This is a genomic window from Noviherbaspirillum sp. (genome assembly GCF_035254865.1).
Classification (GTDB): Bacteria; Pseudomonadota; Gammaproteobacteria; order Burkholderiales; family Burkholderiaceae_D; genus Noviherbaspirillum.
Window position 1 is genome coordinate 1 of record NZ_DATFAF010000035.1, and the last position, 12,616, is coordinate 12,616.

A 12,616-nucleotide genomic window follows, 5' to 3' on the forward strand; every position below is an offset into this window, starting at 1 on the left:
GGAACAATACGGCGGCCCCGGCCTGAACTACGTCAGCTACGGCCTGATCGCGCGCGAAGTCGAACGCGTCGATTCCGGCTACCGCTCGATGATGAGCGTGCAATCCTCGCTGGTCATGGTGCCGATCTTCGAATTCGGCAACGAGCAGACCAAACAGAAATACCTGCCGAAGCTGGCCACCGGCGAATGGATCGGCTGCTTCGGCCTGACCGAGCCGAACCATGGCTCCGATCCAGGTTCGATGGTCACCCGCGCGAAGAAAGTGGCGGGCGGCTACAGCCTGTCCGGCAGCAAGATGTGGATTTCCAATTCGCCGATTGCCGACGTGTTCGTGGTGTGGGCGAAAGACGATGAAGGGACGATCCGCGGCTTCGTGCTGGAAAAAGGCTGGAAGGGGCTGTCCGCACCAGCCATCCACGGCAAGGTCGGCCTGCGCGCCTCGATCACCGGCGAGATCGTGCTGGATGAGGTGTTCTGCCCGGAAGAAAATGCCTTCCCGGAAGTGCGCGGCCTGAAGGGTCCGTTCACCTGCCTGAATTCGGCACGTTACGGCATTGCCTGGGGTGCGTTGGGCGCGGCGGAAGACTGCTGGTTCCGTGCCCGCCAGTATGTGCTGGACCGCAAGCAGTTCGGCAAGCCGCTGGCGGCCAACCAATTGATCCAGAAGAAGCTGGCCGACATGCAAACCGAGATCACGCTCGGCCTGCAAGGCTGTCTGCGCCTCGGGCGCATGAAGGATGAAGGTACCGCAGCGGTCTCGATCACCTCGATCATGAAGCGCAATTCCTGTGGCAAGTCACTGGACGTGGCGCGCATGGCACGCGACATGATGGGCGGCAACGGCATCTCGGATGAATTCGGCGTGGCACGCCACCTGGTGAACCTGGAAGTGGTCAACACCTATGAGGGTACGCACGACATTCATGCGTTGATCCTGGGACGTGAACAGACGGGAATTGCGGCGTTTTAACTGCGATTGCAGTAACAAGATGAGATTGCGCCGGACAGTTGCCGCTTCTGACGCTGCCGAAAGAGCTGGGCTCAAATCGGATAAGAAGTGAAACATGTTTGAGCCGCAGGCGAGTTGGTTTCGCTTCCCGATTTGAGCCCAGCTCTTTCGGGAACCCCGTAGGGGCAGCGGCTGCGCGGTCGCCTTCTTTTGCTTACTTTTCTTGGCGAGGCAAGAAAAGTGAGCGGCCGCCGGGCCGCCCCCGGCAAGGCCCTACGAAGAGAAAACGGTACTGCATCACCAAAGAACCAGCCATCGCCGGAACAAAGAACAAACAGAGGAACACATGGACTTGAACTTCACTCCCGAGGAACTCGCCTTCCGCCAGGAAGTCCGCGAATTCGTCGCACAATCCCTTCCCGCGGACATTCAGCACAAGGTCCTCAACGGCCTGGTCCTTCACTCGGACGACTACGTCCGCTGGCAGAAGATCCTGCACGCCAAGGGCTGGGGCGGCACCGGATGGAAAAAGGAATTCGGCGGCCCCGGCTGGAGCACCACGCAGCAATACATCTTCGAGGAAGAACTGGCCGCCGCCGGCGCGCCGCGCATGGTGCCGTTCGGCCTGAAGATGGTCGCGCCGGTCATCATGCAATACGGATCACCCGCGCAGCAGGAACGCTTCCTGCCGAAGATTCTCGCCGCCGATGAATGGTGGTGCCAGGGCTATTCCGAGCCGGGATCCGGCTCCGACCTCGCGTCGGTGAAGATGCGCGCCGTACGCGACGGGGATTTTTACATCTGCAACGGCCAGAAAACCTGGACCACGCTCGGCCAGTACGCCGACTGGATCTTCTGCCTGGTGCGTACCGATCCGGAAGCCAAGGCACAGCGCGGCATTTCCTTCCTGCTGATCGATATGAAATCGCCGGGCATCACCGTGCGTCCGATCATCACGATGGACGGCGCGCATGAAGTCAATGAAGTCTGGTTCGAAGACGTGCGCGTGCCGGTCGAGAACCGGGTCGGCGAAGAAAACGCGGGCTGGACCTACGCCAAGTTCCTGCTCGGCCATGAGCGCACCAACATCGCCGGCATCGGCATCGCCAAGCGCGAACTGGCACGCCTCAAGCGCATCGCCTCGCTCGAGACCAAGAACGGCAAGCCGCTGCTCAAGGACCCGATGTTCGCGTCCCGCGTCGCGCAAGTCGAGATCGACCTCACCGCGCTGGAAATCACCAACCTGCGCGTGCTGTCGGCCGAAGCCGCGCATCGCGCTCCCGGTCCGGAAGCCTCGATCCTCAAGATCAAGGGCACCGAGATCCAGCAGGCTATCACCGAGCTGCTGGTGCAGGCGGTCGGCCCCTACGGCCTGCAGCTGCGCCGCGAGGCCATGGCTGCCGGCTATCAGGGCGATGCGGTCGGGCCCTTCTATTCCGTGCCGCTGGCGGCGAACTACCTGAACATGCGCAAGCTGTCGATCTACGGCGGCTCCAACGAAATTCAAAAGAACATCATCTCGCAGATGATCCTCGGACTGTAGGAGCACATCATGGATTTCACTTTTACCGAAGAACAGCAGATGCTGGTCGATACCACCCGCCGCTTCATCGCGAAGGATTATGGCTTCGAAGCACGTCAGAAAATCAAGGCAACATCGCCCCAGGGATTCAGCCGCGAGGTCTGGCAAAGTCTGGCCGACATCGGCCTGCTCTCGCTGAACGTGCCGGAAGCCGACGGCGGCCTGGGTGGCAGCCCGATCGACACCATGCTCGTCATGAACGCCGTCGGCGAAGGACTGCTGCTCGAACCCTTCCTCGCCAGCGCGGTGCTTGCCACGAAGACGCTTGCCTTGCTGGGCAATGAAACACAGCGTGGCACACTGCTTCCCGCACTGGCCACCGGCGAAAAAATCGCCGCGCTGGCGCACGAGGAACCGTCCACCCGCTATGACCGCATGGCAGTTGAAACGCGTGCCTTCCAGGTCGGCGACGGCTATGTCCTGACCGGCAGGAAGAGCGTGATCGCGCACGGCGCCTCGGCCGATGTGCTGCTGGTCACGGCACGCATCGCCAAGGCCGGCGAAACCGGCACGCTGGCGGTATTCGCCGTGCCGCGCGAGACGGACGGCCTGCGCAATGTTTCCTACGCCACGGTCGACGGCGTGCGCGCTGCGGACGTGTGGTTGAATCAGGCCTACGTCCCCGCGTCGGCGATGCTCAACGCCGCTGCCGATACCGAAGGCGCACTGGCACAAGTGCTCGACTTCGGCCTCGCCGCGGTTTGCGCGGAAGCCGTGGGCGCACTGGACAAGCTGCTTGCAGCGACGGTCGAATATGCCCGCAACCGCAAGCAGTTCGGCCAGCCGATCGGCAAGTTCCAGGCACTGCAACACCGCATGGCCGACATGGTGCTGCATATCGAACAGGCACGCTCCATGAGCTACCTCGCCGCAGTGCGCTGCAACGATCCCGATCCGGCGGTACGCAACCGCGCTCTCGATGCGGCCAAGGTCGTGATCGGCCAAGCCTGCCGCTTCGTCGGCCAGCAGGCGGTGCAACTGCACGGCGGCATGGGCGTCACGGATGAACTGGATGTCAGCCATTACTTCAAGAGATTGATGGCCATTGAAATGCAGTTCGGTAACACCGACCAGCATCTGGACTCGTACGCGCAACAGCTCTAACGAAGCGTCAAGACACGATCAAGTCGCGCCTAAAGGAAGACCTGTCTCCGCTGTGTTTTGGCCTACTTTTTTGGCGAAGCAAAAAAGTAGGCGGCCCGCCGGGGCCAGTCCCGGCAAGCCCCCACGAAGTGACTTCGCCCTTGCATCACCGAAGAAAAACACAACAACGAACGCCTGTCGAATTCAATCACATGGGTTACACCTTCAGCTTCATGTAACCTCACTCATCGCCCCTGCACTCATCAAATCAGTCACGGTCTGATGCACTGATCCATCATGCAGGCGTGCTACGGCGTACTGAACCAGCTCTCATAGCTCGTCACCGAGAACCCTCCGAAACCCGCCCGGAATCCGAGATCGACGCGGGCCTGGTCCACCACATCCGGCAAGCTTTGTCTGCCGCACAGCCGGACGTCGAGATGCAAACCGGCCGGCGCGGCCTTTCCCTGCGCGATCAGATCGCTGGCAATCTCGCCACGCGCAGCGCTGCGTCCGCTGGTGATGGCGAATCGCGCTTTTTCCGAGGCGACGCGAGGATCGTCGGAGCCGATATAGAGCGGCTTTCACATGAGTACAAGCTGGAATCGTAGTTCACCTGATATCTGTTCTTGCCATTGCCCTTGCGGTCGAGAAACTTGTCCGCCAGCCAGGGGTAGACCTCGGTGCCGCCTTTTCCGTTGTAATTGGCATCGCCCCTGCCCTAGGTCACATCGACGAAATTGGTGCAGTTTCCCCATCCGCGGCTGTAGGTGGCGACGCCCTGAACCAGTTTCGACGGCGGCACGCCGGCATTGATCAGGGTCTGGACCCCTCTGTACGGCGTACTCGGATACAAGGGCGTGTGGTGACCGATACCGGACGGTATTATTCATAGGTCATCGCAAAGAAGAAGTCGATGTATTGTTGCGCCCTCCGGTAGTTGATCTTGCTGACGACATAGGTGCCGGTATTGACGGCTGACGTGAGCAGGTATTTCCGCCCGTTTTCCATGCCGAGCTCATCCAGTGCATCGCGCAAGTCGCTCAGGAGATCGGCATACGATTCGCCGTCGCCAGAAGTTCCCAGCGCGCCGGCAGCCGGGCTTTCCCAATCGAGGTCGACCCCGTCGATATACGGGTGTTCGTCCCGGTAGTTCGTCACGGAATCGACAAATACCCCTCTCTTTGCAGTATCACCGGCCAGGTGATAGAACGGCTTGCCGCCGGAAGGGCCGCCTATGGATACGATCAGCGTCAATTGCGGCGGCTTTTTCTTCACCTCGGCAGCAAGTATGGCCGCCAGTGCTTCCAGCCGGTTGGCGAGCGATTGGTCCGGGTTGAAGCCCGCGGCGGCAGTATCGCCCTCCATTCCGCCGCCGCATCCGGTGACCGCTAACGCAAACAACAGCGTGCAGAGTTTTTTCATGCCCCCCCCTTGTCAGCCGCTTTCCGGAATTCGGTGCGTGCTGTCGGACGCTCGCACCATGATGACCAGCTTGTTCATGATTGATTTGTAGCGTCAACGAGAGCCCGTCGCGCAAAAGCTGCAAGCGAATGGTCGATCCGACGCGAAACATTCATCGGGGCCGGGCGGTACTTGACGATTTGTCATTCCAGGCGCCGTGCATGCGATTTAAACATTGGCGTGCCCGTTTTGAGAAAAGTTGAGAATCTGGGGCAGACCAACCTCCCTAGTCAAAACCGTAGACAATAATCGCACGCCCGTGCTAAAACATACCGATCATTCCAGCAAAGACCCAGAGACAAGGATTCCACATGGCCGTCACACGCCTTCTGATCGCCAATCGCGGCGAAATTGCCATCCGCATCGCGCGCGCTGCCGCCGAGCTCGGCATTGCTACCGTTTCCGTCTATTCCGAGGACGACGCGTCGTCGCTGCATGTGCGGCGCACGGACGACAGCCGTGCATTGAACGGCGTGGGCGCGGCGGCCTACCTCGACATCGAACAGATGGTGGCAGTCGCCAGGGAAGCGGGCTGCGACGCGATTCATCCGGGTTACGGTTTCCTCAGCGAGAATGCGCAATTCGCGCGGCGTTGCGCGGAAGAAGGCATCCTGTTTGTCGGTCCGGGCGCGCAGATTCTTGAACTGTTCGGCGACAAGACGCAGGCGCGCGCGCTCGCGAAACAGCATGCGGTGCCGGTGGTGCGAGGAAGCGACCAGCCGGTGACGCTGGAGGAGGCACGCGCCTTCCTGGCGGAGCTCGGCGAGCGCGCTGCGATGATGATCAAGGCGGTCGCGGGCGGCGGCGGACGCGGCATGCGCACGGTGCGAAACGACGCGGAAGTCGGCGAGGCTTATGCGCGTTGCCGCTCCGAAGCGCAGACGGCCTTCGGCAGTGCCGAGGTGTATGTCGAACAGTTCGTCGCGCGTGCCCGGCATATCGAAGTGCAGATCGTGGGCGACGGCAGCGGCGAAGTCAGCCATGTGTGGGAGCGCGAATGCACGCTGCAGCGCCGCAACCAGAAGCTGGTGGAAATCGCGCCCAGCCCCACGCTGGATCACGCGCTGCGCGCACGCATCGTCGACGCGGCAGTCCGCCTTGCCACGGCGGTGCGCTACAGCGGGCTGAGCACCTTCGAATTCCTGGTCGACGCCGACGACCGCGGGCCGGATGCGCGCTTCTATTTCATGGAGGCCAATCCGCGCCTGCAGGTCGAGCATACCGTCACCGAAGAGGTGACCGGCATTGATCTGGTAAAGGCGCAACTGCAACTGGCGGATGGCCATACGCTGCAGCAGCTCGGCCTGACGCAGCACGAAATACCGGCGCCGCGCGGCTTCGCGCTGCAGGCGCGCATCAACATGGAGACCATGGATGCCCAGGGCAACACCCTGCCTTCGGGCGGCACGCTGCGCGCCTTCGAGCCGCCATCCGGCCCCGGCATACGGGTCGACAGCTTCGGTTACAGCGGCTATACACCGAGCCCGCGCTTCGACTCGCTGCTGGCGAAACTGATCGCGTCCACCAGCTCGGGGCGTTTTCCCGAAGTGGTGGCGCGAGCATATCGTGCGCTGTGCGAATTCCGCGTGGAAGGCGTGGAAACCAACATCGGCTTCCTGCAAAACCTGCTGACGCGACCCGACGTGATTGCCAACCGCGTGCATACACGCTTCGTCGAGGAACATATCGCGGCCCTGATCGAGCCGGAAGGCGGCGCGCACCAGAAGCTGTATGCGGCCGCGGCCGAGCGCAGCAAGGATGGCGCTTCGCAGAGCCATGCAGCACCGGAGAACACCATTCCCATCGCGACGCCCATGCCGGGCTCCGTCGTGTCGATCGAGGTCGGCGAAGGCGACGTGGTGCATGCAGGACGCCAGATCGCCATCATCGAGGCGATGAAGATGGAACACATCGTGTGCGCCGATGCCAGCGGCTTCGTGCGCATGGTGAACGTCAGGATAGGCGACGTGCTGTTCCAGGGTCATCCATTGGTGTACATCGAGCCGGCCGAGATCGATGCGCAACATGCGGATGCAGCCCAGGAGATCGATCTCGATGCGATTCGCCCCGATCTCGCGGAAGTGCAGCAGCGGCATGCGATCGGCCTGGACGCAATGCGGCCGGATGCGGTCGCCCGCCGGCGCAAGACAGGGCAGCGCACCGCGCGCGAAAACATCGCCGACCTGTGCGATGCCGACAGCTTCATCGAATACGGCGCGCTGGCCATCGCAGCGCAGCGCCGCCGCCGCTCGCTGGAAGAGTTGATCCGGATCAGCCCGGCCGATGGCCTGGTGGCCGGGATCGGCAGCGTCAACGGCGCATTGTTTGACGACAGCAAGGCGCGCTGCATGGTGATGTCGTACGACTACACGGTCTTCGCCGGCACGCAGGGCATGATGAACCACAAGAAGACCGACCGCATGTTCCAACTGGCCGAACAATGGCAATTGCCGGTGGTGCTGTTCGCCGAAGGCGGCGGCGGCCGGCCCGGCGATACCGATGCGACGCTGGTGGCAGGGCTGGATGTGATGTCTTTCATCAATTTTGCCCGCCTGAGCGGGCTGGTACCGCGCGTGGGCGTCGTTTCCGGCCGCTGCTTCGCCGGCAATGCGGCCTTCCTCGGCTGTTGCGACGTCATCATCGCGACGGAAAACGCGACCATCGGCATGGGTGGTCCGGCCATGATCGAAGGCGGCGGACTCGGCGTGTTCGCACCGGAGGAAGTCGGCCCGGTCAGCATGCAGGCGCCCAACGGCGTGATCGACATTGTCGTCAAGGATGAGGAAGAAGCGGTCCGGGCGACCAAGCAATATCTGTCGTATTTTCAGGGCTCGGTCGATGCCTGGGAATGCGCGGATCAGCGCAGGCTGCGCCAGCTCGTTCCGGAAAACCGTCTGCGCGTGTATGAAATCCGCAAGGTGATCGAAACCCTGGCCGACAAGGATTCCGTGCTGGAACTGCGCCGCCAGTTCGGCCGCGGCATCGTCACTGCCTTGATCCGCATCGAAGGCCGCCCTTTCGGCCTGATCGCCAACAATTCGCAGCATCTGGGCGGCGCGATCGACGCCGAGGCGGCGGACAAGGCGGCGCGCTTCATGCAATTGTGCGATGCCTTCGACCTGCCCATGGTCTCTCTGTGCGATACGCCAGGCTTCATGGTCGGCCCCGATGCGGAAAAGACGGCAATGGTGCGGCATGTGTCGCGCATGTTCGTGATCGCCGGCAGCATCAGCGTGCCGTTTTTCACAATTGTCTTGCGCAAGGGCTATGGGCTCGGCGCGCAGGCAATGGCCGGCGGCAGCTTCCACACGCCCTTCTTTGCCGTCGCGTGGCCGAGCGGCGAATTCGGAGCGATGGGACTGGAAGGTGCCGTACGGCTAGGCTACCGCAAGGAACTGGAAGCGATCGCCGACCCGGCAGAGCGGCAGGCAATGTTCGACAAGATGGTCGCGCAGTCCTATGACAGCGGCAAGGCGATCAACATGGCATCGTACCTCGAGATCGATGACGTGATCGACCCGATGGTCTCGAGGCACTGGATCCTGCGCGGCCTGCGCTCCGCGCCGCCGGCCGCGCCGCGCACCGGAAAGAAGCGGCCCTGCATCGATACCTGGTAGCAGCACGCAAAAACAGTCTCTAAAAGAAAGAGGTACGCGAACGGCTTCGAAATGCCGCGGTCTTATTGTCAATGCCGCGGCGGAATTGTTCGGCGATGCCTTTTCGCGATTTCCGGGCGCCATTCGACGCTGACGGCCGTGCTCGCCTCCATCGATCGGAACATGCTGACACTGCCTGGAGATCCCATCGGCAATAGCCAAAGCCACTCCCGTTTGGCTATCGGCATTTTTGTTGCCCTGTTGATCATCAGCGTGGTGGCCGGATTCCTGGTGTTCCGCCAACTGGTCGAAGGCGAGGAAAAACAAGCGGAGGAATCGCTTAACCACATCGCCGACCTGCAGGCCGCTGCCGTGTCAAGCTGGTTCCTGGAGCGCCTTGGCGACGCAGCCATGTTCGGTGGCGGCTCATTTCTTGGTGAAACGATCAACGAATGGGTGGCACGCGGCCAGCCGGACGATGGCACCCGGCGCGCGGTGCAAAAGCAATTGCAGGCGATCAAGAATACTTATCGATATCTCGGTGTTTCGATTCTCGACCGCAATGGAAACACCCGCATCTCGACCGATCGCGAGGTCGCGCCGCTCGATCCGATCGCGCGCGAGACCATCGAAAAAGCAATCGCAACGAATACAACGGCGGTTTCCACCATCCACGCACTCGGTGCTCCCTGGTTTTCCAGAGGTGTGATCGACATTGCCACTCCTCTTCTGAATATTGACGCGCAGGGTGCGGCGAGTTCATCCGTCCTTCTTCTGGTATCGAACGCAGACATGCGTCTCGAGTCCTGGATCCGCTCGACTCCGCTATTGAATGCGCCAACCGAAGCACTACTGGCCGAAATACGGGGCGATCAGGTGGTCATGATCTCATCCGGTGAAGAGTCGGCGCGCTTTCGCTATCTGGATGCGCTGCCGGTAACGGAGATGCAACTTGTCGCAGCCGCGCGCGCGGACACAGTCCGCGTTCTGCCCATTGATACACCGGATGGCGCGGCGTTGGCGGTGGCGCGCCGGATTGCCGGCGTACCCTGGTTCCTGATCACGATGATTGACCGTAACGCGGCACGCGCCCACGCGAGTCGCTACGCCTGGATCGTCACCGTCGCCGGACTCAGCATCATGTCGGTGCTGGGTATCGCCGTGCTGTTCTGGTGGAAGCAACGGGAAAGCGCCCTGCGCCTGCGCGCCCTGCAAGCCACGACGGAAAGGGATCGGTTGCAGCGGCAATACGATTACCTGTCACGCTATGCAAACGACATGATCATTCTGGCCGATGGCAGCCACCGCACACTGGAGGTCAACGACAAGACCTCGCAGGTGCTCGGACGCAGCCGCACTGAATTGACTGGCTTGCCCGTCGAGGAATTGTTTCTGCCTGCCTGTCGTCCTGCGCTCGAAAAGGCTTTCGGCAAGCTGCACGAATCGGGCATGGCGGTTTTCGAGGTCACGCAGCAAAGCGCCGGGGGCAAGATCGTGCCGGTCGAAGCCAGCGCACGCGTGATCGAGCGCGAGGGCGAGCGCTTCGTCCAGCTCATCTGCCGCGACATTACCGAACGCAAACAGTCGGAAGCGGCGCTGCGCGAAAGCGAGGACCGGCTCAACGGCATCCTGGCATCGATACTCGATGTCGTGTGGTCGTTTTCAGCCGATCTGAACAGGCTGATCTACATCAATCAATCCGCCGAAAACGTTTATGGCTATCCGCCCTCGTCCTTCATGCTCCGGCCGCAACTCTGGTTCGACGCCGTCCATCCGGAAGACCGCGCACACATCAGAAACGGCCTGCGCGCACTGAGCGCCGAATTTCCCCTGTGCGATTGCGAATACCGCATCATGCACCGCGACCAAAGCATACGCTGGATACATTGCCGCGGCCGGCTGGTGCTGGGCAATGACGGCAAGCCGGCGCGCATCGATGGCGTCAGCACCGACATCACGCAGCGCAAGAGCGCCGAGCAGCAGGTGCAAACGCTCGCCTACTACGACAGCGTGACCGCGCTGCCCAACCGCGCATTGCTGCAGGACCGCCTCGAACAAGCCATGCATATTGCCATGCGCAACCGCAACAAGGTGGCGCTGCTGTTCATGGATCTCGACAATTTCAAGAACATCAATGACTCCCTTGGCCATCATATCGGCGACATGCTGTTGCGTGAAATCGGCGAGCGGCTGCAGCAGTGCGTGCGGGAAGAAGATACTGTGGCGCGTATCGGCGGCGACGAATTTCTGGTCGTGCTTCCGAACATCGACTACGGACCGCAGGCCGTGCAGGTGGCGGAAAAGATCCTGGCAACGACGGCCAGGCCATTCATGCTCCTGGAAAATCAAATTCACACGACGATCAGCATCGGCATCAGCGTCTTTCCCGATGACGGCAACACGCCGCAGGAACTGATCCGGCATGCGGATTCCGCGCTGTACCAGGCGAAGAGCCATGGCCGCGACAATTACCAGTTTTTCACTGAGGAGCTGAATCAGCAGATCACACGCAGCTCCAACATCGAGCGCGAGCTGCGCCGCGCAATCGAGCTCGGCGACCTGAGCCTGTGGTACCAGCCGCAGGTGGACGCGCTGAAAGGTCAGCTGATCGGCGCGGAGGCATTATTGCGATGGCGTCGCAACGATCAGCAATTCCTCTCGCCGGCGGAATTCATTCCGGTGGCCGAAGAGCGCGGCCTGATCGCCAGGATCGGCGAATGGGCGCTGCGCGAAGCATGCGCACAGTGCCGCCGCTGGGAACTCGAAGGATTGCATCCGGTGCCGATCTCGGTGAACGTGTCGCCCATTCAGTTCCAGCAAAAAGGATTCGCCGATCTGGTCACCGGCATCCTGAAGGAGGCACAGCTCGATGCGAATTACCTGGAGCTGGAAATCACTGAAAGCTCCATCATGCGCCGCGCATCGGTGGTTGCCGCGCTGGCAATGCGCCTGCGCGACCTCGGCGTGCGGATCAGCATCGACGATTTCGGCACCGGCTACTCCAGCCTGAGCTACCTCAAGCAGATTCCGATCGACAAGATCAAGATCGATCGCTCCTTCATTTCCGACATGCTCAAGGATGACGACGACGACGCGATCACCTACGCGATCGTCAACCTCGCGCACAGCCTGAACCTGCGCGTGATTGCGGAAGGCGTCGAAACCCGGGCGCAAATCGATCGTCTGCGCCTCTTCGGCTGCGACGAGGTGCAGGGCCATTACTATAGTTCGGCCGTCTCCGCGCAAGTGTTCCGGGGTTTTCTGAGAGAACGAAGATTCTTCGGCGAGCGGGAGGAGATCCGGCAATAGAACCGCCGACGGAAAAATTTTCCCGGGTTCGCCGGACTACAATAGCGCGCATGAAGCGATACAAGAAACTGCCGCGCAGCTTCTACGCGCGCGATACAGCGCAGGTTGCGCAAGACCTGCTGGGGAAACATCTGGTGCATGTCGTCGACGGCGTGGAACGGCACGCGCGTATCGTCGAGGCCGAAGCCTACATCGGCGCACACGACCTCGCTTCGCATTCCTCCAAGGGCATCACGCCCCGCACCGCCATCATGTATGGCCCGCCAGGCTTCGCCTATGTGTATCTGATCTACGGCATGCATCATTGCATGAACGTGGTCACGGAACAGGAAGGTCATGGCGCGGCCGTTCTGCTGCGCGCGCTGGAACCGATTGCCAACGTCGATGGCAATACCAAGGGGCCGGGCCTGCTGTGCCGCGCCATGGCGATCGACAAGCGCATGAACGGGCACGATTTGTTGAGCGAGGATTTCTTTATTGCCGAGCCGGAGACGAAGGAATCATTTTCCATCGTGGCCAGCCCGCGCATCGGCGTGGCCTATGCCGCCGATTGGGCGGAGGCGCACTTGCGCTTCCATATCGAAGGCAATCCCTTCATCTCGCGCAAATAGCGGGAGGGCCGATCCGGTGCGA

Annotated in this window: 8 protein-coding genes; 6 read left to right on the forward strand and 2 right to left on the reverse strand. The window is 61.6% G+C overall.

Translation table 11 applies throughout. From position 1 onward, the window contains the following. The 3 genes from VJ651_RS09515 to VJ651_RS09525 form a co-directional block, all read left to right on the forward strand. Positions 1-970, forward strand: a 970-nt coding sequence (locus VJ651_RS09515) for an acyl-CoA dehydrogenase (protein ID WP_324107226.1), incomplete at its 5' end; no start/stop codon positions are given. Positions 971-1,295: 325 nt separating this feature from the next. Continuing rightward, positions 1,296-2,492, forward strand: a complete 1,197-nt coding sequence (locus tag VJ651_RS09520) for an acyl-CoA dehydrogenase family protein (protein WP_324107227.1) — start codon at positions 1,296-1,298, stop codon at positions 2,490-2,492. 9 nt (positions 2,493-2,501) lie between these two features. After that, positions 2,502-3,635 (forward strand): acyl-CoA dehydrogenase family protein, encoded by a 1,134-nt coding sequence (locus VJ651_RS09525; RefSeq protein WP_324107228.1) that lies wholly within the window; start codon positions 2,502-2,504, stop codon positions 3,633-3,635. Positions 3,636-4,335: 700 nt separating this feature from the next. On the opposite strand, the gene VJ651_RS09530 is transcribed toward VJ651_RS09525, so the two are convergent. Both VJ651_RS09530 and VJ651_RS09535 read right to left on the reverse strand, forming a co-directional pair. Continuing rightward, positions 4,336-4,470, reverse strand: coding sequence for a hypothetical protein (locus tag VJ651_RS09530; protein WP_324107229.1), 135 nt, complete (start codon positions 4,468-4,470; stop codon positions 4,336-4,338). A 29-nt stretch (positions 4,471-4,499) separates the two neighbouring features. Further along, positions 4,500-5,039, reverse strand: a complete 540-nt coding sequence (locus VJ651_RS09535) for a glycosyl hydrolase family 18 protein (protein ID WP_324107230.1) — start codon at positions 5,037-5,039, stop codon at positions 4,500-4,502. Between the two features lie 350 nt (positions 5,040-5,389). Between VJ651_RS09535 and VJ651_RS09540 the strand changes: the two genes are divergently transcribed. The 3 genes from VJ651_RS09540 to VJ651_RS09550 all read left to right on the forward strand — a co-directional run bounded on the left by VJ651_RS09540 (position 5,390) and on the right by VJ651_RS09550 (position 12,594). Next, positions 5,390-8,695: a carboxyl transferase domain-containing protein gene (locus VJ651_RS09540; protein WP_324107231.1), complete on the forward strand. Its 3,306-nt coding sequence runs from the start codon at positions 5,390-5,392 to the stop codon at positions 8,693-8,695. A gap of 162 nt (positions 8,696-8,857) precedes the next feature. Beyond that, positions 8,858-11,983 (forward strand): EAL domain-containing protein, encoded by a 3,126-nt coding sequence (locus tag VJ651_RS09545; RefSeq protein ID WP_324107232.1) that lies wholly within the window; start codon positions 8,858-8,860, stop codon positions 11,981-11,983. A 50-nt stretch (positions 11,984-12,033) separates the two neighbouring features. Further along, on the forward strand, positions 12,034-12,594 hold the full coding sequence (locus VJ651_RS09550) for a DNA-3-methyladenine glycosylase (RefSeq protein WP_324107233.1): 561 nt from the start codon (positions 12,034-12,036) through the stop codon (positions 12,592-12,594). Positions 12,595-12,616: the final 22 nt, after the last annotated feature.